This window comes from Tateyamaria sp. syn59 (assembly GCF_007995245.1).
GTDB lineage: Bacteria > Pseudomonadota > Alphaproteobacteria > Rhodobacterales > Rhodobacteraceae > Tateyamaria.
Genome location: NZ_VCBA01000005.1, coordinates 165,081 through 190,588, shown reverse-complemented (window position 1 = coordinate 190,588; position 25,508 = coordinate 165,081). Strand labels below are relative to the sequence as shown.

Sequence of the window (25,508 nt, the reverse complement as noted above, 5' to 3'; positions counted from 1 at the left end):
TGGGACGATGCGATATATAAAAGAGATCGCAACCGGCGCAACGACGCTGGCAATTGCGGTCGGGATAGGCTTTGTCATGCAAAGTGGCGAAGCAGCCCAAGCGAGATATGGCGAAGCGGCAAGGCAAATGGCCGCTTCTGACAGTCAGCCCGTCAACAGCGCGCAAAGTGCGGACGTGTTGCTAGAAGTGCAAGAGATTGAACTGACCTCTGCCACGGACCCTGCGGCGGTGCCTGTACCACAGGCAGATGCAACCGTGCAGCGTGTGTCTGTACCTGCGAACAGCGACATGCCTGACAAAAGTGATGTTCTGCCCCGTGCAGCGGGTTGCGAAATTGTCGCCGGTGCCCAGGCGGGTCTGGCAGCAACGGTCAGCCTGTCTCTCGCTGCGCCATGTGCGCGCAACGAACGGCTCACCGTTCATCATAACGGCATGATGTTCACCGAGACGACGGACGCGAATGGTAATCTGAGCCTGATCGTTCCGGCGCTCACGGAACAGGCTGTGTTTATCATGGCGTTTTCTGATGGTGACGGTGCCGTGGCGCAAGTCGCCGTTCCCGATGTCGCGCAGTACAAGCGGACGACGCTGCAATGGCGTGGGCGTGCGGGGTTTGAGCTTCACGCGCGGGAGTTTGGTGCAGATTACGGTCAAGACGGTCACGTCTGGTCAGGTGTTGATCAAGACATCGAAGGCATGATGAGCGGCAAAAATGGTTACATCATGCGGCTCGGGGATACCGACCTAGCCGAACCGCTGATCGCCGAAGTCTATACCTATCCTTCTGGCCATTCGATCCAATCGGGCACCATCGACCTGAGCGTCGAAGCCCAAGTAACGTTGAACAACTGCGGTATCGAAGTTGAGGCTCAATCACTGGAAATTCAGGCCGATGGAGGGATGAAATCGCAGGATTTGACACTTGCGGTGCCCGGTTGCGAGGCCGTTGGGAGTTTTCTGGTGTTGAACAATTTGGTCGCAGACCTGAAAGTCGCCAGCAACTGACCGCAGCGACAACAGGCTTGATATGGCTTTGATACGTGCGGCGATTTTCGCCGCACTTTCCTTTTGGGGGATTGCCTCCTTTGCGCAGGACGTCACGCTCACATCGCCCGATGGGCAAGTGGAGTTGAGCGGGACGCTTCTGGGTTTTGATGGCGAGTTCTACCGCATCGAAACGATCTATGGCGAGTTAACTGTGGACGGGTCCGGTGTCCTGTGCGAGGGGCCTGCTTGCCCCAACTTGCAAGACTTTGTGGCCGAGATCAGCGTGTCCGGATCGTCCACAATGGGCGCCGTCTTGATGCCTGCGCTGATTGAGGGGTTCGCTCTGCGTAACAATTATTCAACGGTGCGGGATGTCGTCGACGCCCGCAACTTTACCTACACGCTGAAAGACGAGGAAACCGGCAAGCCTGTCGCGCGCTTTTATTTTCATGTCTCGACCACGGATGAGGGCTTTGCGGATCTGTTGGCGAATGACGCTGACATCGTGATGGCGCTGCGCGAAATCCGGCCGGACGAGCGCCAGCGCGCACGCGACGCTGGCATGGGCGATATGACTGAAGCCAATCGCAGTCGTGTGCTTGCCTTGGATGCGATGGTGCCGATTGTGTCACCGTCGAACCCGGTCGATACGATTTCGCCCCAAGACCTCGCTTCTGTTTTTGCCGGTCGTATCACCAATTGGACAGAACTTGGCGGTGCCGACGCGCCTATTGCGCTGCATCTGCCGGCCGCAGGCACAGGGCTTGGCCAATCGGTCGAGGATGATGTGATGGGGCCGGCCCGGTCCACCTTTGCCGAAGGCATCCAGCGCCATGACCGCGGCATGGACGTTGTGAACGCGGTGCTGCGTGATCCTTTCGGGATTGGTATTGCAAGCTATGCTGACACCGGCGATGCGCGGGCATTGACCCTGACAGGGCCTTGCGGCTTTTCCCTCTCGGCCGCGCGCGGAACGATAAAGACCGAAGACTATCCCCTGACTGCGCCGATGTTTTTGTATCTTCCGGCGCGTCGGTTGCCAAAGATCGGGCGCGAGTTTCTGGCCTTTACCCGCGGCCAGTCGGCGCAGGTTGTCATCCGGCGGGCAGGTTTCGTCGATCAGGCACCCGAAGAGGTGTCGATCAATGAACAGGGCTATCGCTTTGCCAATGCAGTGACGTCCGCCGGGCCCGAGGTGTCTCTGGAAGAACTTCAGCGGATGACGCGCACGCTGTACGGTATGGCCCGGCTGACCACGTCCTTTCGGTTCGAGGCGGGATCGGTGCGTTTGGACGCGCAGTCGCGGTCAAATGTCCAGCAATTGGCGCGGGCGCTTGAGCAGGGAAAGTACGACGCGCGGCAGATCCTGCTTGTGGGCTTCAGCGACGGTGATGGTCCGGCAACAGCCAATCGCGACATCGCCCTACGTCGGGCGGAGGCTGTGCAGCGCGCGGTCGAAACAGCCGCACAAACGGCAAATTTCGAGCGGTTCCAGATGAGTGTTGACGCGTTCGGAGAGGCGTTGCCGATGGCATGTGATGACAGCGCATGGGGGCGCCAGGCCAACCGGCGGGTCGAGGTCTGGGTCCGCTAAAGGTACCCTTCGGACTTGAAGCTTAGCTCCCGATCCTTACCGACGATCAGGTGGTCGTGGACGGTAATACCAAGCGCACCGCAAGCCATCTCCATCTTGGCCGTCATGTCGATGTCTGACTGGCTGGGCGTCGGGTCACCCGATGGGTGATTGTGGACAAGGATGAGGGCGGATGCGTTGAGTTCAAGCGCCCTTTTGGCCACTTCCCGGGGATAGACCGGCACATGGTCAACGGTGCCCTTGGCCTGTTCCTCATCTGCAATAAGAACGTTCTTACGGTCGAGATAGAGTACCCTGAACTGTTCGGTCTCCCGGTGAGCCATGGTCGTATGGCAGTAATCCAGCAGCGCATCCCAGCTTGAAATCACGTGTGTGTTCAATACTTTGGCGCGTGCCATGCGATGGGCGGCCGCTTCGACAATCTTCAATTCACAGATCACCGCCTCGCCGACACCCTTGAACGCGCGCAGCCGCTCAACGGGAGCGGTCACAACGCGGTTGAAGTCGCCAAATTCGGTCATCAGGTCATGGGCAAGCGGTTTGACGTCCTGACGCGGGATCGCGCGGAACAGGACAAGTTCAAGCAATTCGTAGTCTGGCATTGCGCCGGCCCCGCCGTCCATGAACCGGGTGCGCAGACGCTTGCGATGATCGGCCATGTAAGACGGCGTGCGTCCCTTCGGTATCGAAACAGGGGTCGCTTCGTCAAAGTCGAAAGGCAGCGGCTGTTCGGCGAAATGGGACATGCCGAAAAACGTGCGCGAGACTGGTTAGGGAAGCGTTAACAACGAACCTCCGCCCATCAAAAACCATGAAAGGGCGGAGGTGTTTGACATGTTCCCTCAGAAAATGAAATCACCCGCATCGAGGTCGGATTCTTCTATGCCACGCAGAACAACGACGCCCTCATCAAAGGTAAGCACAAGGTTGTTTCCGGATTGCGTGGCTGCATCCAGAATGTCCCCGAAGTTATTGACACCATTGGCAGCGGAAAGATCGACACGGTCGTCATCCTCGTCAAAGTCGGTAATGACGTCGCGACCGCCAACAAAGATAAAGGTGTCATTCCCATCTCCACCTGTCAGCTCATCCCGTCCGCCACCGCCGGTCAGGCTGTCGGCGCCATCGCCGCCAAATAGCGTATCATTTCCGCCGCCTCCTTCGATGTCATCTCTGCCTTCACCACCTGTGATCCGGTCAGCACCTTTGCCGCCGAATATGTCGTCATTGCCCTCGCCGCCATTAATGCGATCTGCGCCGGCGGCACCAAAGATCTCATCGTTGCCGTCTTCGCCTATGATCGTGTCCGCGCCTGATCCGCCAAACAGGTCATCATGTCCGTCTTCGCCAAAGATGCGATCATTGCCCGCGCCACCGAATACGGTGTCATTGCCATCTTCAGCTTCCAGCCGATCGTTGCCGTCATTTCCGCGCAGCAGGTCGTCGTCATCCCCGCCATCAAGCAGGTCATCCCCCGCGTTCCCGTTCAGGGTGTCGTCCCCGTCAAAGCCGCGTAGTGTGTCGTCGAAGCGTCCGCCGATAAGCAGGTCGTCGTTATCCGTTCCTCGAAAGACAGGCATATCCACTCCTCAAAAAAGCACGACCGTCAGTGTGTCGCACTCCGCAAATGTCGCTGCTGGGCGGGAGAGCCATATGCGCCGCGTTTACTTCGATCGAATAAACCAAAGGTATAAGCGGGCTTTCTCCAAGGTCTGGCGAAACCCTCAAAAGAATGCCGCCCAGAGGGTTGGGGCGACATAAAACTGTTACTTTGCAAAGCGTTGCGCGCTTAACCCTTCATCGAATCCCAAAAGGATTTCACGCTGGAGAAGAAGCTGGAGGATTCCGGGTTGTTCTCTTCCGAGAGGTCCTCGAATTCGCGCAGCAGTTCCTTTTGGCGTGCTGTCAGGTTCACCGGTGTTTCGACCGCGAGTTCGATGAACATGTCACCTGTCGCGCCGCCGCGCAGGGCGGGCATGCCCTTACTGCGCAGGCGCATTTGCCGACCCGACTGCGAGCCCGCGGGGATCTGCACGCGACCACGGCCACCGTCGATGGTTGGCACCTCGATGCTGCCACCGAGCGCGGCTGTTCCCATGCTGACCGGTACGCGGCAGAACAGGTTCGTGCCGTCCCGTTCGAACAGCTTGTGATCGGCCACGTCGATAAAGATGTAGAGATCGCCGGAAGGTCCGCCGCGCATCCCGGCCTCGCCCTCGCCAGCAAGGCGGATGCGGGTGCCGGTTTCGACACCTGCGGGGATGTTCACGGAGAGAGCGCGGTCCTTCTCGACCCGACCTGCGCCGCCGCAGGCGCGGCATGGATCCTTGATGATCTGACCGAGGCCCGAACAGGTAGGGCAGGTGCGTTCGACGGTGAAGAAGCCTTGTTGCGCGCGTACCTTGCCCATGCCGGAACATGTGGGGCAGGTGGTTGGTTCGGACCCATCCTCGGCCCCGGTTCCGTTACACGCGTCGCATTGGACGGAGGTCGGTACGTTGATGGTTTTCTGCATCCCCGCAAATGCGTCTTCGAGCGAGACGCGCAGGTTGTAGCGCAGGTCGGACCCGCGTGCAGCGCGTTGACGTCCGCCGCCGCCACCACGTTGGCCGCCCATGAAGTCGCCGAAGAGGTCGTCGAAGACGTCAGAGAAAGCGGAGCCGAAGTCGCCCTGACCACCGCCAAAGCCACCGCCGGGTCGGCCACCGCCGCCGCCCATGCCGCCCTCGAACGCAGCGTGGCCGAAGCGGTCATAGGCTGCTTTCTTATCGGCGTCCTTCAGAACTTCGTAGGCTTCGTTGGCTTCCTTGAACTGCGCTTCGGCGTTGGGGTTGTCCGCGTTGCGGTCGGGGTGCAGTTCCTTGGCCTTGCGGCGGTAGCCCTTCTTGATCTCGTCGGCTGAGGCGCCTTTCGAGACGCCAAGGACCTCGTAATAGTCACGTTTTGCCATGGATCATGTCCTTTGCTGGAACGTCTGAGGCCGGCCTAATTGGGGCCGGCCTCGTGATTGGTTCCTCTGAGGCCCAAAATCAGGCGCGTTTGTTATCGTCGAGATCTTCGAACTCTGCGTCGACGATGTCGTCATCGTCGGCGCGGGGCTCGTCCGCAGCCTGCGGCTCGTCGTCGCCGTCTTCCTGCGCGGCCTTGTAGATCGCTTCGCCCAGTTTCATGGCCGCTTCGGTCACGTTCTGGATGCCCGACTTGATCTTGTCGGCGTTTTCGCTTTCCAGCTCGTCCTTGAGCGCGGCGATGGCCAGTTCGATCGCTTCGACCGTGGTCGGGTCGACCTTGTCCGAATGCTCTTCCAGCGACTTTTCGGTCGAGTGGATTAGGCTTTCGGCCTGGTTGGTCGCTTCGACCAGCTCCTTGCGGGCCTTGTCGGCTTCGGCGTTTTCCTCGGCGTCCTTCACCATTTGTTCGATGTCCTCGTCCGAGAGGCCACCGGAGGCTTGGATGGTGATCTTCTGTTCCTTGCCTGTGCCCTTGTCCATCGCGCCGACCGACACGATGCCGTTGGCGTCGATGTCGAAGGTCACTTCGATCTGGGGCATGCCGCGTGGGGCGGGCGGGATGTTTTCGAGGTTGAACGCACCCAGCAGTTTGTTGTCGGACGCCATTTCGCGCTCACCCTGGAAGACCCGGATGGTCACGGCGTTCTGGTTGTCCTCGGCGGTCGAGAAGATCTGAGATTTCTTCGTCGGGATCGTGGTGTTGCGGTCGATCAGGCGGGTGAACACGCCACCCAGCGTCTCGATGCCCAGCGACAGCGGGGTCACGTCGAGCAGAACAACGTCCTTCACGTCACCTTGCAGAACACCGGCCTGGATAGCCGCACCCATGGCAACCACTTCGTCGGGGTTCACGCCCTTGTGGGGTTCTTTGCCGAAGAACTTGGTCACTTCCTCGATCACTTTGGGCATGCGGGTCATACCGCCGACCAGAACCACTTCGTCGATGTCCGAGGCGGAGAGCCCGGCGTCTTTCAGAGCGGCCTGGCAGGGTTTCATCGAGGATTTGATCAGGTCACCGACCAGTTGCTCCAGCTTGGCACGGGTCAGCTTCATGACCATGTGCAGCGGCTGGCCGTTCGAACCCATCGAGATAAACGGCTGGTTGATTTCGGTTTGGTTGGCCGAGGAGAGCTCGATCTTGGCCTTTTCGGCGGCTTCCTTCAGGCGCTGCAGCGCCATCTTGTCCGCTGTCAGGTCGACCGAGTGTTCTTTTTTGAACTCGTCAGCGAGGTAGTTGACGATGCGCATGTCGAAGTCTTCACCACCCAGGAACGTGTCGCCGTTGGTGGATTTCACTTCGAACAGGCCCTCGTCGATTTCGAGGATGGTAACGTCGAAGGTACCACCGCCAAGGTCGTAGACAGCGATGGTTTGGCTGTTCTCTTTGTCGAGGCCATAGGCCAGTGCGGCGGCCGTCGGTTCGTTGATGATCCGCAGCACTTCGAGGCCCGCGATCTTACCGGCGTCTTTGGTGGCCTGGCGCTGGGCGTCGTTGAAATAGGCGGGGACGGTGATGACGGCCTGCGTCACCTCTTCGCCGAGATACGATTCGGCGGTCTCTTTCATCTTGCCCAGGATGAAGGCGGAGATCTGGCTGGGCGAGTATTTCTCACCACGCGCTTCGACCCATGCGTCGCCGTTGCCGCCGTCAATCACGTTGAAGGGCAGGTTTTTCTTGTCCTTGGCCAGATCCGCGTCGTCGTTGCGGCGGCCGATCAGGCGCTTGACACCGAAGATGGTGTTGTCGGGGTTCGTGACCGCTTGCCGTTTGGCAGGCTGGCCGACGAGACGTTCGTTTTCGGTGAAAGCGACGATGGACGGGGTTGTCCGCGCGCCTTCCGCGTTTTCGATCACGCGGGGCTGGCTGCCATCCATGATGGCGATGCAGCTGTTGGTGGTTCCAAGGTCAATACCAATGACTTTAGCCATGTTTTTCGATCCCTCATATCAGTTCAAGGCGATGACACGAGGCGGCGACCCGTTTCGGCATCGACGCCCCGCATAGGTTTGCGCACGATTTCGTGCGCGCTGCGGCGTATATAAGGAGGGGATATAGGCGCTGCAACCATTCTGACAGGGTGCGAAAGGCCAAAATGTCTACATATTGAGGGGGACAAGCGCGATGCGGGTCACGGTGCGGGGATTCGAGATTTACAAAGGGTATCTGGACCCGGCCGCGCAAGCGTCACTTGTGTCGGACGTGCGTCAGGTGGTCGAGGCGGCGCCGATGTTTTCGCCCGAGACGCCCTATGGCAAGCCGATGTCGGTGCGCATGACGTCCGCCGGGTCCGTGGGCTGGTATGCTGATCGGTCCGGGTATCGCTATGCGCCGCAGCATCCGAGTGGTGTTGCGTGGCCAGCGATTCCGGAAGCTGTCCTGACGCTATGGACGGATTTGACCGGTCTTGATCGGATGCCGGATTGCTGCCTGATCAACTACTATGGGGAAGTCGCGCGGATGGGGATGCACCAGGACAAGGATGAGGCGGATTTCAAATGGCCAGTCCTGTCGGTGTCACTTGGCGATGCGGGGCTGTTCCGGATCGGGAACACGACACGCGGCGGCAAAACAGAATCGCTGTGGCTGAAAAGTGGGGATGTGGTAGTGATGGGTGGTGAGGCTCGATTGACCTATCACGGCGTGGATCGCATCCGTTTTGGGTCGTCTTCGCTGCTGCCGAAAGGTGGGCGCATCAATCTGACCTGCCGGGTAGTGCACGCAGATTTGTAAAAGTTTGATAACACGTTATTGAACCGTACAGTTCAGTTCATAGGTCGAGGGTGCGCGCGGCAACCTCACTTCCCCGCGCTTTGACGACATGACGTTCCCATCCACGCGGCACCGGTTTTGCGTGAACAAAAGCGTTCGCCTGTGGCGCCACTTTATGACTGGACACATCTCGTGACACACTCTCGCAGACTTATCCCCGTTTTTGCCGGTCTGACCGGCCTCATGGCAGCACCTGTTGCCGCTGACATAGTTTACGAGTCCCCCGGCGGTGCGACATTCGCGCCTTATGGTCACCTGAACTTTGGCATCACATCCTTTGACGACGGACAGGATGAAAACAGCCAATTCACCGACAACGCCGCATCAACATCACGCCTGGGCTTTCGCCTGAGCCGCTCGTTCGGTGAAGATGAATTGACCTTTCGGTTCGAAACATCACTCGGTTTTGCTTCCAGCGATGATTTCAGCCAGACCTCGGATCCAGATGACTTCGATTGGGATCAGACCAACCTGCGGCATGTCGATCTGATCTACCGGACTGCCCAATTCGGGACATTTTATTTGGGTCAGGGTAGCATGGCGTCAGACGGCATCGGTCAGTTTGATGCCTCTGGCACCGGGCTAGCATCCTCTGTTGCCATCGGCGACATCGCTGGCGGTTTTGAGTTGCGCGATACGGCAGGTGCGCTGACGGGGATCGAAATCGGCGATGCCTTCGCAACGTTTGATGGCACACGCGCGGGGCGCATCCGCTATGACACACCCGAGTTCAATGGCTTCACCCTGTCGCTGGCGGCGGGTGAAAATATCCTGACTGACGACAACGACGACGAATTCTATGATATCGCCTTCAGTTACGAGGGCGACATAGGCGCGACCGAGTTTTCGGCGGGGATCGGCTATTCGGTGCGCGAGCGACCGGGCAGCGATGATCGCGAAGACACGTTCGGGTCCATCGCCGTTGAGTTGCCAAGCGGGTTCAACTTTTCCTTCTCTGCAGGTGATCGCAATACCGCGGGCAACTACGTCTATGCCAAGGTCGGGTATCAGGCCGAATGGCTTGATGTAGGATCAACCGCCTTGTCGCTCGACTACTTTGCCGGGTCCGACGCGGTATCAGACGGTGACGACGCTGACTCGTTCGGCATCGCCGTCGTGCAGGACTTTGACCGTCAGAACATCGAAGCGTATTTCGGGTACCGCGACTATTCTTACTCTGACACCACCGGTGCGCAGTACCAGGATGCGTCGTCTTACATCATTGGCGCGCGTTGGAGCTTTTGATCGGAATCAGATTGGAACGTGGGGTCCTAACGCCGCGCGTTCCAGCTGATCGACGCGTGGCGTCGGGTGTAAAACTCACCCATCAACCCGACCATCAGCAGGATCACGCCCACCCACCATGCGTATTCCCAGCTGGAATAGCGCGGGTTGTAGTTGATGAAGGTGAAGCCCCGCGACTGGTCGATGGCGTGGAACAGGGGGTTCCAATCGAACATGGCCAGCATGAAGCTGGGCAAGGTGTTGGCGACAAACATCTTGCCCGACGCGATCATATTGGCGCGTTGGTAGATCTGCGTAAAAATCGACACGAAGGTCGGAAACCAGGGCTTGATGGCCAGCAGCACAACCCCCAACGCGCAGCCGGTGAACCACGCGATCAACAGCATGCCGAAGGCCGGGAAGGGCTGTTCGATGTGAATGGGCGTAAAAGCAACGTGATAGATGAACAGGATCACAAAAAGCGACAGCACCTGCACGTAGAGCGCGCCCAGCGCCGCCGAGCAAATCGAAACGATCGTGTTCATAGGTGCGTGCTGCATCATGGGGCTTGCTGGTCCTTCGGCCCCGACGACGGCCCCCAATGACTTTGTGTGCGTCATGTAAAGGAAAATGCCCGTCATGATGTACAGCAAGAAATCGCCGCGTATCGCTGCGCCGCGCAAGCCGAGTATCGAAAACATAACGTAGAACGCCAATACGAAAATCGCCGCCTGAAGCATGTTCATCAGGATGGCCATGAACGCATTATTGTGGCTTTTCCGCACGCTCCGCACGATCGAGTGATAGATCACCTCGAACATTGCGACGGCGCTGCCCAGGCCCGTCTGCGGTTTGCGTGTTGATTGAAACATGTGCGGTTCTGCCTCGTGCCGCGCGAAAGTCGCAGGGAAATCTTGCCGTTCCGTTATCGCGCCAGCATAAGGAGCACGCGGCCCGTTTTCAACAAATGCCCGACAATGGAGACCTTTTGATGACCTATGACGATTTGATTCCGGTGATCCGGAAACTTGCACTCGAGGCCGGGGACAAGATCATGGAGATCTATGACGCGGACGACTTCGATGTGAAAGTCAAATCCGATGACAGTCCGGTGACAGAGGCGGATGAGGCCGCTGATGCGCTGATCTCGGAAGGTCTGCGCGCTGCGTTTCCAGACGTGATGCTGGTGACAGAAGAACAGTCGGCCACTCACGACACGACCGGCACAACGTTTCTGATCGTTGATCCGCTAGATGGGACCAAGGAATTCGTGCACCGGCGCGGCGACTTTACCGTCAATATCGCCCTTGTCGAAGATGGCGTGCCGACACGCGGCGTCGTCTATGCCCCGGCCAAGGGCCGCATGTTCTACACCCAGGCAGACGGTCAAACGGTCGAAGAAACCGGCGCCTTGGACAAGGATAGCGTGGGCGATGTGACGCCGCTGTCCGTGGCTGACAGTGACAACGCCGCCTTGATGGTCGTTGCCTCTAAATCGCACCGCGATCAGGCGACGGACGACTATATCAACAAATATGCCGTCAAGGATATGAAGAGCGCAGGATCGTCGCTGAAGTTCTGCCTGGTCGCGACGGGCGAGGCTGACATCTATCCCCGCGTCGGTCGCACGATGGAATGGGACACTGCCGCGGGTCATGCCGTCCTGACGGGTGCGGGCGGCAAGGTTGTGCGCTTTGACGACCATACGCCGCTTGTCTACGGCAAGGACGGCTATGCGAACCCGTTCTTCATTGCATATGCGCCAGCGGTGGATCTGAAACCCGCCTGATGCCGGTTCTGATCGCCATTCCTGCCCGCTATGCGTCGTCCCGCTATCCCGGCAAGCCGCTTGTTCCGCTGACGGGCGCCACCGGCGTTGCACAAACACTGATCGAACGGAGCTGGCGGGCCGCCATGGCGGTGCGTGGCGTGGACCGGGTCGTCGTTGCGACGGATGATAATCGGATCGCGGACGCGTCGACGGCGTTCGGGGCCGAAGTCGTCATGACGTCCGAAAATTGTCAGAACGGGACGGAGCGCTGCGCCGAAGCCCATGCAGCGTTGGGTGGCGGATTCGATGTGGTCGTCAACCTGCAAGGCGACGCGCCCCTGACCCCCGCCTGGTTTATCGAAGGTCTGGTGGACGGGCTGAACGCGGCACCCGAGGCAGAAATTGCCACGCCTGTGCTGCGCTGTGACGGCGCCACGCTGCGCGGTTTCCTTGAGGACCGCAAAGCGGGACGCGTCGGTGGCACGACAGCCGTCTTCGGTGCGTCCGGTCAGGCGCTGTACTTTTCGAAGGAAGTGATTCCGTTCACCAATGAGACATACGCCGACGACGCGGACACGCCTGTGTTTCATCACGTTGGTGTATACGCCTATCGGCCCGATGCGTTGGCGGCCTATCCGGGTTGGACGGTTGGCCCGCTCGAGACCCTTGAAGGGCTGGAACAACTTCGCTTCCTTGAAAACGGGCGGCAGGTTCTTTGTGTCGAGGTCGAGGCGCGCGGTCGCCAGTTCTGGGAGCTGAACAATCCCGCGGACGTGCCCAAGATCGAAGCCATGATGGCGGAGATGGGTGTGGCATGACCCACCCGAAGGTCAGTGTTGTGGTGGTGAGCCGCGACCGGCCGGACGCGTTGATTTGGTGCCTGACGGGCCTGTCGCAACTTCAGTATTCCGATTTCGAGGTCATCGTCATTGCCGATCCGCCGGGTTGTGCCGCGGTCCAGGCAAGCCCATTTGCCGATCTGGTCAAGCTGATTGGCTTTGACCGCGCCAACATCTCCGAAGCGCGCAATCTGGGTGTTTGCCACGCGGCTGGCGAAATCGTCGCCTTCATCGACGATGACGCGGTGCCAGAACCCAGTTGGCTGCACCAGCTTGTTGCCCCGGCGTCGCGGGCCGACGTGGCCGCGATGGGTGGGTTTGTGCGGGGGCGCAATGGAATTTCATGGCAATGGCAGGCGCGTACAGTCGATGAAACCGGCGCAACCGAAGCGCTGGAGGTCAGCCCCCACCGCGCCACCGTTCTGACCCCGAAAGGGCGCCGCGCGATCAAAACCGAAGGCACAAACATGGCGGTGCGTCGTGACGTGTTGGTCGCCCTTGAAGGGTTTGATCCCGGATTTGCATTCTATCTGGATGAAACCGACCTCAACCTGCGCCTCAAGCGGGCGGGCTATGCCACAGCTTTGGTTCCCCTGGCCGAGGTGCATCATGGTTTTGCCGCAAGTCCGCGCCGTCGTAGCGACCGCGCCCCGCGCGACCTTTTCGATATCGGGTCCAGCTGGGCCGTTTTCCAACGCAAATACATGGAGGAGGCGCCGCGCCGAGATCATTGGCGGCATATCCGCGACCACGAGCGCAAACGCGTCCTGGAACACATGACCGCGGGCAGGCTTCTGCCGCGGGATGTGCGCTATCTGATGACCCGTCTGGATCAGGGCTACAGCCAGGGATTGATGCGCCAGCGTGGCGGCGCCCAGATATCGAACAGCCCGATGTCCGCGTTTAAGGCGTTTCCCGTCGAAAAGCGCGAGTCGGTTGTTCTGGCTGGCCGCACCTGGCAGCGCAGACGGCTACGCGCCGAAGCGGCAGAACGCGCACGCGGGGGTGCCATCGTTACGTTGTTCTTGTTTTCGCCGACGGTCCGCTATCACACCGTCCGCTTTGATCCTGCCGGGTACTGGGAACAACGGGGTGGCTTGTTTGGCCGCTCTGTGCGAGAAGCTTCCTTGTTTAGAATGTTTACTTTTTCTGAGCGTGTGGCGGCGGAAACGCGCCGCATCGGCAAACAAAGGCTGATAATTTGACGCGTTTTGGGTGAACCGGCAACAGTTGTCCGATGGTAACTATGGTTCACGAATTGGACATTTTTCGAACGTGTTTTAATGATAAGACACCTCCAAACCGATAGTGCATTTTTGTTCAGAGGATGATTATGAGAAAGAAAGTCACAAAAGCGATCTTCCCGGTTGCGGGTTTGGGCACGCGATTTCTACCCGCGACCAAGTCGGTGCCCAAGGAGATCATGACGCTGGTCGATCGTCCGTTGATTCAATACGCCATTGATGAAGCCCGCGCTGCCGGCATCAAGGAGTTCATCTTTGTTACGTCGCGGGGCAAAGGCGCACTCGAAGATTACTTCGATCATTCGCCAACGCTGGAACAAGAGCTGCGCAAGAAGGGCAAAGACGAGCTTTTGGAGGTGCTGAAAGGCACCAATATGGACAGCGGCGCCATTGCCTACATCCGTCAGCACAAGGCGCTTGGGCTGGGTCACGCGGTATGGTGTGCCCGCCGTCTGATCGGCAATGAACCCTTTGCCGTGATCCTCCCGGACGATGTGATCGCAGCGGATACACCGTGCCTTCAGCAGATGGTTGAAGCATACAGTGAGACCGGCGGCAACGTGGTCGCGGCCATGGAAGTGCCGCCAGAGCGTGCCTCGTCCTACGGTGTGCTCGACATCAAGGAAGATATGGGTCAGCTGGTCGAGGCCAAAGGCATGGTCGAAAAGCCCGCGCCCGGAGAGGCACCTTCGAACCTTGCTGTCATTGGCCGGTACATCCTCACCACGAAGGTTCTGCGCTCGCTCAACCAGATGAAGTCCGGCGCCGGCGGAGAGATCCAGTTGACCGACGCCATTGCAAACGAGATCGGCGGCGAAGACGGCGTATTCGGCTATCGTTTCCGCGGCCAACGGTTCGATTGCGGATCAAAATCCGGCTTTCTGCAAGCGACCGTCGCCTTTGGTCTCGCGCGCGAAGAACTGCGTGACGATCTGCTTGGATACATTCGGGATGTCGTACAGATGGACAAGGCAGCCGAATAGGGCGGACGCGGAACGTGGTGAATGTGCTTGTTACGGGCGGGGCCGGATACATCGGCTCCCATGCCTGCAAGGCCTTACGGGACGCTGGCCTTGTCCCGGTGACCTTCGACAATCTTGAGACCGGTTGGCAGGACGCCGTCAAGTTCGGGCCGTTCGTGCAGGGTGACCTGACGGATCGGGCGGCACTGGACGCGGCGTTTGCCGAGTACAAACCGGTCGCCGTGATGCACTTTGCCGCTCTTAGCCAAGTGGGTGAGAGCATGCAGGATCCGGGCCGGTACTGGCGCAACAACGTGATTGGGTCTCTGACCCTGATCGAAGCCGCCGTCGCGGCCGGTTGTCTGGATTTCGTGTTTTCGTCGACCTGCGCCACCTATGGCGATCAGGACAATGTCGTTCTGGATGAAAACAGCGCGCAGCATCCCATCAATGCCTATGGCGCGTCCAAGCGCGCAATCGAAGACATCCTGCGGGATTTCGAGGCCGCCTATGGTCTGCGACACGTCATTTTCCGTTACTTCAACGTGGCGGGCGCCGACCCGGACGGTGAGGTGGGAGAGTTCCACCAGCCCGAGACACATCTGATTCCCCTGATGCTGGATGCCATCGCAGGCAAGCGCGACGCGCTGACAGTCTACGGCACCGATTATGACACACCGGACGGGACCTGTATTCGTGACTATGTCCACGTCTGTGACCTGGTGGATGCCCACGTTCTGGGTCTGCAGTGGTTGCAGGACGGCAAGGGCAGCCGGGTGTTCAACCTGGGCACGGGCAGCGGGTTTTCGGTGCGCGAAGTGATTGATCATTCCCGTGCCGTCACCAATCAGAGCGTGCCATATGTTGATGGCGCCCGGCGGCCGGGCGATTGCACCAAACTGGTGTCCGGATCGACACGGGCAGAGGCCGAACTGGGCTGGACGCCCACACGGTCCACGCTTGAAACGATGATCAAAGACGCCTGGAGATGGCACCAAACTGGGCACTACGACGCATAAGCCCCCCACTGCGCGCCTGCTGGACCTGACCCGGCTGATGCGCCGTGTTGGGCGTGTTCTGACCGGGGTGGACCGCGTCGAGCTGGCCTATCTGCGCGCGCTACAGGATGCGCCCGAGCCTGTCTTTGGGCTGATACGGTCAAAGCTGGGATACATTCTGCTTGATCCACAGGGTGTTGCGACTGTGGCACCCCTTCTTTCCGGTGGTTCAGACTCGGGCGATACAGCCAGCGTGTGGTGGACCGTACGCCGCGCCGCGGTCGCGCGCGGTGTGCCCTTTGCCTTGCCGCGCATGTTGCGCCGCCGTTTGCCTGTCGGAACCGTTTACCTGAACACGGGCCACTCAAACGTCACGGACCGCGTGTTGCGCGCGATGAAACGTGCTGACATTCCGATCACGGTCTTCATCCATGACGTCATTCCGCTGGAGTTCCCAGAGTACCAGCGCGACGGATCCGTTGCCCCATTTCGCGCCATGATTGATCGTGTGTCAGCGCATGCTGATCTGATCATCTACAATTCAACGGACACCCGAACGCGGGCAGAGGTGCAGATGGTGCGGCGCGTACCGCCGTCTATTGTTGCGCATTTGGGAACGGACATTGCTGCGCCCCGACCAACGGAACTGCCCGATGGCCTGCCGCCAAACGCCCCCTACTTTGTCACGCCCGGCACCATCGAACCGCGCAAAAATCACGCCTTTCTTCTGGATCTGTGGGACGAGATGGGTACGGATGCGCCCGGTCTGGTCCTGGCAGGCAGTCGTGGGTGGAAGAACGAAGCCGTATTTGCCCGCCTCGATGCGCTGGGCGCAGACAGCAAAGTGCGCGAGGTTTCCGGGTTGAGCGACGGCGCTTTGGCTGCATTGATCAACGGGGCAGCGGGCGTGTTGCTGCCGTCTCATGCCGAAGGATTTGGACTACCTGCGGTGGAAGCTGCTGCGCGGGGTGTTCCGGTCGTCGTCAACACACTTGATGTCTATGCCGAGTTCCTGGGTGACATACCCATTTACGCAAGCGTTTCAGATCGTTATCTGTGGATTGAAACAATCAATACGCTGGCCAAGGCCGGGCATCGCACGCAACAGGAACACCAATTTGAACTGCCGAGTTGGGACGCGCATTTCAAGACTGTGTTAAGGTTGACCTGATAGGCGCGGACAAGGCCGGTCACTTCGGCTGGTAGAGGACGGGGCAATTTGGGCGCTTGGCAGTCATATAGGCTGAGGCTTCAGCGCAAGCGGTGGCGTATCCGGGCATTTCGGAAGCGACGCGAATTGACGCGCGTTGTGAACCGTACTGACCGTATCCGACCCTCGGACCTTTTGTGTTTCTCAACCCAGCGCAACGAAGCGATCCGGTTGCCGTATTTCCTGAACTTCTACCGCGAGATGGGGATCAACCATTTCCTGATCGTGGACAATGACAGCACGGATGGGTCGCTCGATTATCTTGCTGACCAGCCGGATGTGTCCGTCTGGTCGACCAAGGGCAGCTATAAACGCGCGCGCTTTGGTGTTGACTGGTTGAACTGGTTGCAGATGAAGTACGGGCACGGCCATTGGACGCTGGTGGTCGATCCCGATGAATTCCTTGTCTACCCGTTCTGCGACACACGGCCCCTGCGGGCGCTGACGGACTGGCTGGACGCCTCTTCGATCAAGTCGTTCTCGGCCATGCTGCTGGACATGTATCCAAAGGGTCGGCTTGACGCGCAACCCTACTCCGCCGGTCAGAACCCGATGGAGATTGCAAGCTGGTTCGACAGCGGCAATTACACGATCTCCAAAAATCACACCCTGGGCAATCTGTGGATCCAAGGTGGCCCGCGGGCTCGCGTCTTTTTCCCGGACGAACCGGCGCGTGCGCCGGCACTTAACAAGATACCGCTGGTAAAATGGGACAGGCGCTATGCCTATGCCAGTTCGACTCACATGCTGTTGCCGCGCGGGCTCAACCAGGTCTTTGACGAGTGGGGCGGGGAAAAGGCGTCCGGCGTTTTGTTGCATGCCAAGTTCCTCGACACGTTCACAGCGAAGGCGGCGGAAGAACTGGCGCGCAAACAGCACTACGCCGCGTCAGTTGAATACAAGGCATACGCCGCCACCATGCGCGACGATCCCGACCTGTGGTGCAAATGGTCAGAAAAATACATCAATTGGCGCCAGCTTGAGATTTTGGGCCTCATGTCCAAGGGGAACTGGGCGTGAGCGTCGGCATTGTCATGCTGGTCCATACCGCGCTGGACCGTGCCGAACAGGCTGCGCGGTTCTGGGCGACGGGTGGTTGTCCGGTCGTCATCCATGTTGACGTGAACGTGCCAAAGCGGACCTACAACACCTTTGCCAAGGCGTTGTCCGACGTGTCGACCGTCAAGTTTTCCAAACGGTTCCGGTGCGAATGGGGCACCTGGGGCATCGTCGCAGCGAGCCAGGCAGCCTCTGAGCTGATGCTGGCCGAGTTTGCGGATGTGCGGCATGTGTACCTCGCTTCCGGCTCATGCTTGCCCCTGCGGCCCGTAGACGAACTGGTGGACTACCTCGCGGACCGTCCAAGGACGGATTTTATCGAAAGTGCTACTACGGCCGATGTCCCCTGGACGGTCGGCGGGCTGGACCACGAACGCTTTACCCTGCGCTTCCCGTTTTCCTGGAAGCGGAACCGTTTTCTGTTCGACAAATACGTCGACCTGCAGCGCAAGCTGGGCATGAAACGTAAGATCCCCGAGGGCATCGTCCCGCATATGGGCAGCCAGTGGTGGTGCCTGACCCGACAAACACTGTCGGCCATCCTGCAAGGTCCGGACCGAAAGGAATACGACGCCTATTTCAAGCAGGTATGGATCCCCGACGAAAGCTACTACCAGACGCTGGCGCGGCAGTACTCGATCGAGATCGAAAGCCGATCCCTGACGCTGTCCAAGTTCGATTTCCAGGGCAAACCGCATATTTTCTACGACGACCACCTGCAGCTGTTGCGCAGATCTGACTGCTTTGTCGCGCGCAAGATCTGGCCGCATGCCAATCGCCTCTATGACGCGTTTCTGACGGATCCGGCAGGCGCCATGAAACGGACGGAGCCGAACCCGGGCAAGATCGACCGCATCTTCGCCAAGGCGGTCGAGCGTCGGACACGTGGGCGCGCGGGTCTTTACATGCAAAGCCGGTTTCCGAATGAAGATTGGGAAAACGGTGTCACAGCCGCACCCTATTCCGTCTTCCAGGGCTTTACCGAGATATTCGAGAATTTTGAGCCCTGGCTGGCCAAGGCGACGGGTGCGCGGGTGCATGGCCATCTGTTCCACCCGAAGCGCGTCGAATTTGCCGACGGGGAAAACACGCTGAACGGTGCGCTTAGCAACAGCGCCGAGGCACGCGACTACAATGCAAATGCGTTTCTGACCAACCTGATCTGGAACACGCGGGGCGAGCGTCAGTGCTTTCAGTTCGGCCCCGACGACAATCAGGACATTGTCTGGAAAGTGGCGAAGGACCCGAACGCGCAGATTTCTGTCATCTCGGGGGCGTGGTCTGTTCCGTTGTTCCGGTCAAATCTGAACTTCATGGACATTCGCAAAGAAGCGGCGCGCTTGCAAAAGATCGAAAGCGATCATCTGGACGTGCTGCGCTCCCCCTATGCCAAAGCGCGCATTCGCACCTGGACCATGGCCGAATTTATCGAAGCACCGATGGAACCTTTGCAAGGTATCCTGGACGAGATTGGCCTGACACGCGCCCGCCGTCTGTCCGAAGTGCCCAAGCTCACCAATCTGACCGGATTTGGTCAATTCCTGCAAAACCTGAAAAATCAGGGTATGCACCCATACCTCATGGGTGATTTCCCCGTGGCACTTGGCCCAAAGGCGGCCCAGGACCCGCCTCGCAAACCTTACTTGGTGCGTTAACCTCACATGGCCAAATTTGATTATTTCGTTGTGTTCGCAGAGATGCGCACAGGGTCAAATTTTCTCGAAACAAATCTGAACGCCTTTGACGGTATCTCGTGCCACGGAGAGGCGTTTAACCCCTTCTTTATTGGTTACCCGAAAAATAATGACATTCTGGGTGTTACGCAGTCTGCGCGGGACACTGACCCAAAGACCCTGTTGCGTGAGATCCGGAGAGCGCCGGACCTGAGCGGCTTTCGCTATTTTCACGACCATGACCCGCGGATTTTCGACAAGATCGTCGAGGATTCGAAATGCGCCAAGGTTGTCCTGACCCGGAACCCGGTCGACAGCTACGTGTCGTGGAAGATTGCGCAGGCCACCGGTCAATGGAAGCTGACGGACGCCCGGGCACGCAAGGACAGCAAGGCGACTTTCGACACCGATGAATTTGCCGCGCATCTCGGTGCCCTTCAGGATTTCCAGGTCACGTTGTTGAACCGGCTGCAGGCGTCCGGCCAGACAGCCTTTTACCTCGCTTACGAAGACTTGCAGAACCTGGACGTGATGAACGGCCTGGCGAAATGGCTGGGCGTCGACAGCACCCTTGAGGCATTGGACAAAAGCCTGAAGGTCCAGAACCCCAGCGCGTTGTCAGACAAGGTGAGCAACTTCAACCAGATGACCGATGCCCTGTCGGGTCTGGATCGTTTCAACCTGACCCGCACCCCAAATTTCGAACCAAGGCGCGGTGCTGCCGTGCCGACTTACTTCGCCAGTCAGGCGGCACCGCTCATGTACCTGCCCATCCGCGGCTGGCCTGAGGATCAGGCGCTGCGCTGGATGCAGGCGATTGACCGGGTTGATGGCGGCAAGCCGATGGCGAAGCTTTCGCAGACCGAAATGCGGGATTGGATGCGGTCGCATCCGGGCCACCGCAGTTTCAGTGTGTTGCGGCATCCGCTGGAACGCGCCCATGCGGTGTTCTGTCATCGTATCCTGAACACCGGCAAGGGAGGGTATGCGGGCATCCGAACGGTTTTGGGCAAACGGTACAAGATGGCGTTGCCCGACGATCCAAGCGACAGCTCGTATGATAAGGTGGCACACCGCGACGCGTTTGCCGCGTTTCTTCGGTTTCTGAAGGCCAATCTGAACGGGCAAACCGCCGTGCGCGTGGACCCCGATTGGGCGAGCCAGGCCAAAATCATCGAAGGGTTTGCGGAATTTGTGCTGCCGGACAGGCTGATCAGGCGCGAGACCATGGCGCATGAATTGGCTGAACTGGGTGCTACGGTTGGGTTGGTATCCGCACCGGAACTTGGCCCGGCGACCCAAGACGTGCCTTACCAACTCATCGACGTCTACGACGCCCAGATCGAAGAGTTGTGCCGCGCCGCATATGCGCGCGACTATCTCATGTTTGGTTTCACGGACTGGAGACCGACCTAAGCGGCTTGGGCCGGTTTCGCCTCATTGAGGATCGCATAGAGCGTGCTTGGATCCGGGTTGGCGCGCAACTTGGTGCAGATCGCCGGATCGCGCAGCGTCCGTGACACCAATGCAAGGGCTTTCAGGTGTTCGACACCCGCCTCTTCTGGGGCAAAGAGGGCAAAAGCGATATCGACCGGCTGGCGGTCCACTGCGTCAAAGTCGATGGGTTTGTCGAGCAGAACGAAGGCACCCATGACGCTTTCAATCCCGTCAAGCCGTGCGTGGGGGAGGGCCACACCGTGGCCCACGCCCGTGGGCCCCAACGCTTCACGCGCGATCAGAGATTCCACAACCAGCGCTGCATTCAGGTCATAGGCTGACTGCATGAGATCGCCGATCTCATGAAAAAGCCGTTTCTTGGACGAGGCGGAGGTCACAACCTTGACCGCCTCGGGTGTCAAAAGGGTCCCAAAATTCATTCTGCTCGCTTGTCGGTGCGCCGTGGCACCGATCCCTTACGGGTCGATCCAGCCAATATTCCCGTCATCGCGACGGTAGACCACGTTCAGCCCGTCTTTCCCTTCGTTTCGGAACACCAGCACAGGGGCGCCCGCCAATTCCATTTGCATGACCGCTTCACCGACCGAAAGGGATGGGATCTTGGTTTCCATCTCGGCCACGATCATCGGTTGCAGCGTCTCGGGCTCCGAGTCGTCTGCGCCTGCATCAGAAGCGAGGATATAAGAGGCCGCGCCGGAGAGTTCAACCGGCTGCGCACGTTCCTTGTGATGGTCCTTGAGACGCCGCTTGTAGCGCCGCAGCTGCTTTTCCATTTTATCGGAACAGCCATCAAAAGCGGCATATATTTCAGTGGCATGGGCCTTGGCCTGCGCTGTCAGACCGGTAGACAAGTGCACCGTCGCTTCGCAGACATATTCATGCGCCGACTTGGAAAAGACCACTTGGGCGTTCGTCGGGCGTTCGGCATATTTTTGCACAACTGCGCCCAAATCATCCCGTACATGGGTTTGCAGCGCTTCGCCGATGTCGATCTGTTTGCCACTGATTTGATACTGCATTCTTGCTCCTTCTGATGTGTCCGCAACGCACGAATTGACCACCAAGTCATTGACGGCGCGTACGTATCTAGAATTGCGGAAATGGCTTGGCTGGACCCTGATCTATGTCAAAGCCCGTCGGACGGGGGGGGACATTGCAGATCGTGGACAGTGCAAAAGCCATACGTGCATTGCACGCCAAAAGTGCACCCGGAGTCAATGAAAAGCGGCTGGCAGGGTTACCCGATCCGGAAGTTCTCGCCCAGATAGACGCGGCGCACGTTTTCGTTCTGCACGACGTCTTCGGGTGTTCCCGACATAAGAACCTGCCCGTCGTGCAGAATATAGGCCCGGTCCACGATCTCGAGCGTTTCGCGCACGTTGTGGTCGGTGATCAGCACGCCAATGCCACGCTTTTTCAGATCCGCCACCAGATGTCGAATGTCTCCGACCGAGATTGGATCAACCCCGGCAAACGGTTCGTCCAGCAGCAGATATTTGGGGTTGGCAGCCAATGAACGCGCGATTTCCACCCGCCGCCGTTCGCCCCCGGACAGTGCCAGCGCGGGGGCACGGCGCAAATGCTCGATCGAGAACTCGCTCAGCAATTCCTCCAGCCGCTCACGCCGTTTGTGCCGGTCGGGTTCGGTGATGTCGAGAATGGCCAGGATGTTGTCCTGCACGCTGAGGCCGCGGAAAATGCTCATTTCCTGGGGCAGATAGCCAATGCCCATCTGCGCGCGCCGGTACATAGGCAGGCTGCTCACATCCGTGCCGTCCAGCGTGACAGTGCCTCCTTCGGCCGTGACCAGTCCGGCCACGGCATAGAACGTGGTGGTCTTGCCCGACCCGTTCGGGCCCAACAGGGCGACAACCTCACCCCGGTTCAATTCCATGGAAAAGTCGCGGATCACCAGCTTCTTGCGGTAGGATTTCCGCAAGTGCGAAATACGCAATCCGGACGACCCTTCTGCCACTTTCAGATCAGGGGCTGCCATCAGTTGTTGCCAGTCTGAAGGATCGTCTTGACGCTGCCCTGCATCCGCGCGGTCCCGTCTTCCAGATTGACGGTCATCCGCTCGGACGCAATGGCGCTTTGGCCCTGCGTCAGCAGCACGTCACCCGTCATGATGATCAGGCCGGTGTCGATGCTGTAGTCGGCACGGCGCGACTCAGCGGCGTCTGGACCGGACACTAATGTGACACCGCCCGTCGCCTCCATCCGTTCGATGCCCGCCTGATCCTCGCGATAGATCACCAGCACGCGCGGTGCAGACAGGCGCATCTCGCCCTGACCGATCACGACGTTCCCCGTGAACACGGCGGCACCCGTCTCCTGATCTACGTTCAGTTCATCAGCACTGACCTCTACCGGAGCCGATGTATCCTGTCGGATCGCGCCAAAAGCCACCTGCGTGCCCTGCGCGTAAAGTGGAGTGATCAGACCCATCAGGATCAGGCAGGCTATGGCACGCAAAAAAGTCACGGGTCTATTCTTCTTCCAATTCTTGCGGGCGGTATACCAACTTTACGCCGTTTGTGAAAATCAATTGGGCATTCTCGCCGCCGTTCGGTTTTTCCAGGCGCATCTGGCCCGCTTCCAACGTTCCCAAAAGGCCAGTGCCGTTCACGGGCCCCGGCGATTCGACGGTCATCCGTTCGAAATCAGTCAACAGTTCTTCGGAGTTCAGCTTGTAGCCCGTCGATGTCGTGATCACGACGTTCCCTTCCAGCGATGACGCGCCCCGCGCCAGGTCAAAGGCCCCGCGGTCCGAAAACAGCACCACGCGTGTGCCGCCCGCCAGATCAATATGCGCCGCCAGATCCGTGGCCGCATTGTTCTGGCCATCCGCCGTTGCCATCGTCCCGGCAGAAACGGAAATGCGGTCGCCGCTATTGGATGTGCCGGAAAAGAACGGTGCCGTCACCTGCTGACCCCGTAATCGTTCCTGGATCTCGGTTTCGGCAAAGGGAACAGAGGCCACCGGGTCAATATTGCGCGACAGCAGGAACAGCGTGGACAGCAGCGCAAGCGCCGCTAGCGGCAGCAGCACCTTGAGCCAGGCGACGAGCTTTGAATACCTGTCCATGCCATGTCCTTACCCCAGACCCACACGCAGGCAGTCGTGGATGTGAATGAGACCCTTGGGCGTACTGCCGTTGTCATCCTCGGCCACGAACAAGCACGTCACGGATCTTTCGCCTGCGCGCCCGTTCATGATGCTGACCGCTTCCTGCGCCAGAATATCCGGGCCTATCGTTCTGGGAGACATGGTCATTACGTCATGCGCCTTCAAGTCCAGCAAGCCAGCGCTCATGTGGCGCCGCAGGTCACCGTCGGTGATGATGCCCACCAAACGGCCATCCGTCTGCGTGACACCTACAACGCCAAAGCCCTTTTCGCTGATTTCAAGCAACGCATCGGCCATTGTCGTGTCCTCGCTGACAAGGGGCATGGCCGTGCCCGTGTGCATGAGGTCGGAGACACGGGCCAATTGCGCGCCCAGCTTGCCACCTGGGTGAAACTCGCGGAAATGCTCGGCCGTGAATTCGCGGTGCTCCATCAGCGCCACGGCCAGCGCGTCGCCCATTGCAAGCGTCAGCGTGGTGGAGGTCGTTGGCACGATACCCGTGCCACAGGCTTCGCCAAGATCCGGCAATTGCAGGACAACATCGCACGCAATGCCAAGCGCGCTTTGCGGTGCCTTGGTGATGCCGATCAGCGGGATGTCGAACCGGCGCGAGAACGAGATCATGTTGGCCAGTTCCGGTGCCTCGCCCGAGTTGGAAATGGCCAGTACAACGTCAGCCCGTGTGACCATGCCCAGATCGCCGTGGCTGGCCTCGGCCGGGTGTACAAATTGCGCCGGTGTGCCGGTGCTGGCCAGTGTCGCCGCGATCTTGCGCGCGATATGCCCGGACTTGCCGATCCCCGTGACGATCACACGGCCCGATGCGTTCAGCAGAATATCAACAGCGGTGCGAAAGCTGTCATCCAACCCGTCGGCCAGCACCCGCAGCGCATCGGCCTCTGTCCGGATCACCCGGCGCGCCGTATCCAGAAAGGGCGTCTTGCTGCTCATGAGTGGGCGAAGATGTCCGTGTCGGGCCAGCCCGCCAGGTCCAGACGCGCGCGCATGGGCAGGAAGTCGAAACAGGCCTGCGCGATCTCCATCCGTCCCTCGCGCTCCAAACGCTCGTTCAGTGCCTCGCGCAGTTTGTGCAGGTACAGAACGTCCGATGCTGCATATTCCAACTGCGCATCGGTCAGGGTGTCGGCACCCCAGTCGCTGGATTGCTGCTGCTTCGAGATGTCGATGCCCAGCATTTCCTGCAACAGGTTCTTCAGCCCATGGCGGTCCGTGTAAGTGCGGATCAGGCGGCTTGCGATCTTGGTGCAGTAAACGGGTGCTGTGACCGCGCCAAAGGCGTTCAGCATCGCGGCAATGTCAAAGCGGCCGAAGTGAAAGAGCTTGAGCACGTTGGGGTCTTCCAGCAAGCGGCACAGGTTTGGTGCTTCGGTCTGGCCCAGCTTGATCTGCACGATATGTGCGTTGCCGTCACCGCCCGACAGCTGCACAACGCATAGCCGGTCGCGGTGCGGGTTCAGGCCCATGGTTTCGCAGTCGATGGCGACGACCGGTCCCAGATCAAGGTCATCGGGCAGGTCGGAAATATGCAAATGGTTCGTCATGCGCCCGCTATAGCG

General features: G+C 59.4%; 25 protein-coding genes. 13 read left to right on the top strand and 12 right to left on the bottom strand.

From position 1 onward, the window contains the following. Positions 1-7 precede the first annotated feature (7 nt). Positions 8-1,006 carry a hypothetical protein gene (locus FD715_RS11535; RefSeq protein WP_147109720.1) on the top strand — a complete coding sequence of 333 codons (999 nt, stop codon included), beginning with the start codon at positions 8-10 and terminating at the stop codon, positions 1,004-1,006. A 22-nt stretch (positions 1,007-1,028) separates the two neighbouring features. Next, positions 1,029-2,582 carry a substrate-binding domain-containing protein gene (locus FD715_RS11530; protein ID WP_147109718.1) on the top strand — a complete coding sequence of 518 codons (1,554 nt, stop codon included), beginning with the start codon at positions 1,029-1,031 and terminating at the stop codon, positions 2,580-2,582. Here the strand turns inward: FD715_RS11530 and radC are convergent. The 4 genes from radC to dnaK all read right to left on the bottom strand — a co-directional run bounded on the left by radC (position 2,579) and on the right by dnaK (position 7,522). Next, on the bottom strand, positions 2,579-3,328 hold the full coding sequence (gene radC / locus FD715_RS11525) for a DNA repair protein RadC (protein WP_147109716.1): 750 nt from the start codon (positions 3,326-3,328) through the stop codon (positions 2,579-2,581). The genes FD715_RS11530 and radC overlap by 4 nt on opposite strands. Positions 3,329-3,424: 96 nt before the next feature. Continuing rightward, positions 3,425-4,162 carry a calcium-binding protein gene (locus FD715_RS11520; protein ID WP_147109714.1) on the bottom strand — a complete coding sequence of 246 codons (738 nt, stop codon included), beginning with the start codon at positions 4,160-4,162 and terminating at the stop codon, positions 3,425-3,427. A gap of 209 nt (positions 4,163-4,371) precedes the next feature. Further along, positions 4,372-5,532 carry a molecular chaperone DnaJ gene (dnaJ, locus tag FD715_RS11515; RefSeq protein WP_147109712.1) on the bottom strand — a complete coding sequence of 387 codons (1,161 nt, stop codon included), beginning with the start codon at positions 5,530-5,532 and terminating at the stop codon, positions 4,372-4,374. A gap of 79 nt (positions 5,533-5,611) precedes the next feature. After that, complete coding sequence (gene dnaK, locus FD715_RS11510) at positions 5,612-7,522, bottom strand: molecular chaperone DnaK (protein ID WP_147109710.1); 1,911 nt, start codon at positions 7,520-7,522, stop codon at positions 5,612-5,614. A 193-nt stretch (positions 7,523-7,715) separates the two neighbouring features. On the opposite strand from dnaK, the gene FD715_RS11505 reads away from it, so the two are divergent. Both FD715_RS11505 and FD715_RS11500 read left to right on the top strand, forming a co-directional pair. Further along, positions 7,716-8,324, top strand: coding sequence for an alpha-ketoglutarate-dependent dioxygenase AlkB (locus FD715_RS11505; RefSeq protein ID WP_147109708.1), 609 nt, complete (start codon positions 7,716-7,718; stop codon positions 8,322-8,324). Between the two features lie 222 nt (positions 8,325-8,546). After that, entirely contained in the window at positions 8,547-9,608 is a 1,062-nt protein-coding gene (locus tag FD715_RS11500; protein WP_147109706.1) for a porin, read from the top strand. Between the two features lie 26 nt (positions 9,609-9,634). On the opposite strand, the gene FD715_RS11495 is transcribed toward FD715_RS11500, so the two are convergent. Next, complete coding sequence (locus FD715_RS11495; RefSeq protein WP_147109704.1) at positions 9,635-10,459, bottom strand: ABC transporter permease; 825 nt, start codon at positions 10,457-10,459, stop codon at positions 9,635-9,637. 119 nt (positions 10,460-10,578) lie between these two features. Here FD715_RS11495 and cysQ point away from each other — a divergent pair, with 119 nt between their 5' ends. From cysQ to FD715_RS11450, 9 genes are all read left to right on the top strand, one after another. Continuing rightward, on the top strand, positions 10,579-11,376 hold the full coding sequence (gene cysQ, locus FD715_RS11490; RefSeq protein ID WP_147109703.1) for a 3'(2'),5'-bisphosphate nucleotidase CysQ: 798 nt from the start codon (positions 10,579-10,581) through the stop codon (positions 11,374-11,376). After that, entirely contained in the window at positions 11,376-12,176 is an 801-nt protein-coding gene (locus FD715_RS11485; RefSeq protein ID WP_147109701.1) for a 3-deoxy-manno-octulosonate cytidylyltransferase, read from the top strand. Before cysQ ends, FD715_RS11485 begins: the two co-directional genes overlap by 1 nt. Then, on the top strand, positions 12,173-13,402 hold the full coding sequence (locus FD715_RS11480) for a glycosyltransferase family 2 protein (RefSeq protein WP_147109699.1): 1,230 nt from the start codon (positions 12,173-12,175) through the stop codon (positions 13,400-13,402). Before FD715_RS11485 ends, FD715_RS11480 begins: the two co-directional genes overlap by 4 nt. 128 nt (positions 13,403-13,530) lie before the next feature. After that, a complete protein-coding gene (galU, locus tag FD715_RS11475; protein ID WP_147109697.1) occupies positions 13,531-14,424 on the top strand; it encodes a UTP--glucose-1-phosphate uridylyltransferase GalU in 894 nt (297 codons plus the stop codon). A 14-nt stretch (positions 14,425-14,438) separates the two neighbouring features. Next, a complete protein-coding gene (galE, locus tag FD715_RS11470) occupies positions 14,439-15,422 on the top strand; it encodes a UDP-glucose 4-epimerase GalE (protein WP_147109695.1) in 984 nt (327 codons plus the stop codon). Positions 15,423-15,459: 37 nt separating this feature from the next. Continuing rightward, positions 15,460-16,572: a glycosyltransferase family 1 protein gene (locus tag FD715_RS11465; RefSeq protein ID WP_147109693.1), complete on the top strand. Its 1,113-nt coding sequence runs from the start codon at positions 15,460-15,462 to the stop codon at positions 16,570-16,572. 72 nt (positions 16,573-16,644) lie between these two features. Next, entirely contained in the window at positions 16,645-17,631 is a 987-nt protein-coding gene (locus tag FD715_RS11460; RefSeq protein WP_189799479.1) for a glycosyltransferase family 2 protein, read from the top strand. Then, on the top strand, positions 17,628-19,325 hold the full coding sequence (locus FD715_RS11455) for a beta-1,6-N-acetylglucosaminyltransferase (protein ID WP_147109689.1): 1,698 nt from the start codon (positions 17,628-17,630) through the stop codon (positions 19,323-19,325). The genes FD715_RS11460 and FD715_RS11455 overlap by 4 nt, the downstream gene beginning before the upstream one ends. Positions 19,326-19,331: 6 nt before the next feature. Continuing rightward, complete coding sequence (locus FD715_RS11450; RefSeq protein ID WP_147109687.1) at positions 19,332-20,759, top strand: sulfotransferase domain-containing protein; 1,428 nt, start codon at positions 19,332-19,334, stop codon at positions 20,757-20,759. On the opposite strand, the gene FD715_RS11445 is transcribed toward FD715_RS11450, so the two are convergent. From FD715_RS11445 to FD715_RS11415, 7 genes are all read right to left on the bottom strand, one after another. Then, positions 20,756-21,220 carry a PTS sugar transporter subunit IIA gene (locus tag FD715_RS11445; RefSeq protein WP_147109685.1) on the bottom strand — a complete coding sequence of 155 codons (465 nt, stop codon included), beginning with the start codon at positions 21,218-21,220 and terminating at the stop codon, positions 20,756-20,758. The genes FD715_RS11450 and FD715_RS11445 overlap by 4 nt on opposite strands. Positions 21,221-21,256: 36 nt before the next feature. Next, positions 21,257-21,820: a ribosome hibernation-promoting factor, HPF/YfiA family gene (hpf, locus tag FD715_RS11440; protein WP_147109683.1), complete on the bottom strand. Its 564-nt coding sequence runs from the start codon at positions 21,818-21,820 to the stop codon at positions 21,257-21,259. A 218-nt stretch (positions 21,821-22,038) separates the two neighbouring features. Next, on the bottom strand, positions 22,039-22,797 hold the full coding sequence (gene lptB, locus FD715_RS11435) for an LPS export ABC transporter ATP-binding protein (protein WP_147109681.1): 759 nt from the start codon (positions 22,795-22,797) through the stop codon (positions 22,039-22,041). Next, positions 22,797-23,249: a lipopolysaccharide transport periplasmic protein LptA gene (gene lptA, locus FD715_RS11430; protein WP_147110009.1), complete on the bottom strand. Its 453-nt coding sequence runs from the start codon at positions 23,247-23,249 to the stop codon at positions 22,797-22,799. The genes lptB and lptA overlap by 1 nt, the downstream gene beginning before the upstream one ends. Positions 23,250-23,289: 40 nt before the next feature. Then, the gene (locus FD715_RS11425; protein WP_147109679.1) at positions 23,290-23,889 is read right to left on the bottom strand and encodes a hypothetical protein; all 600 of its coding nucleotides are present in this window, start codon (positions 23,887-23,889) and stop codon (positions 23,290-23,292) included. 9 nt (positions 23,890-23,898) lie between these two features. Further along, positions 23,899-24,882, bottom strand: a complete 984-nt coding sequence (locus tag FD715_RS11420) for an SIS domain-containing protein (protein WP_147109677.1) — start codon at positions 24,880-24,882, stop codon at positions 23,899-23,901. Then, positions 24,879-25,493 carry a ribonuclease D gene (locus FD715_RS11415; protein ID WP_039685213.1) on the bottom strand — a complete coding sequence of 205 codons (615 nt, stop codon included), beginning with the start codon at positions 25,491-25,493 and terminating at the stop codon, positions 24,879-24,881. The genes FD715_RS11420 and FD715_RS11415 overlap by 4 nt, the downstream gene beginning before the upstream one ends. Positions 25,494-25,508 lie beyond the last annotated feature (15 nt).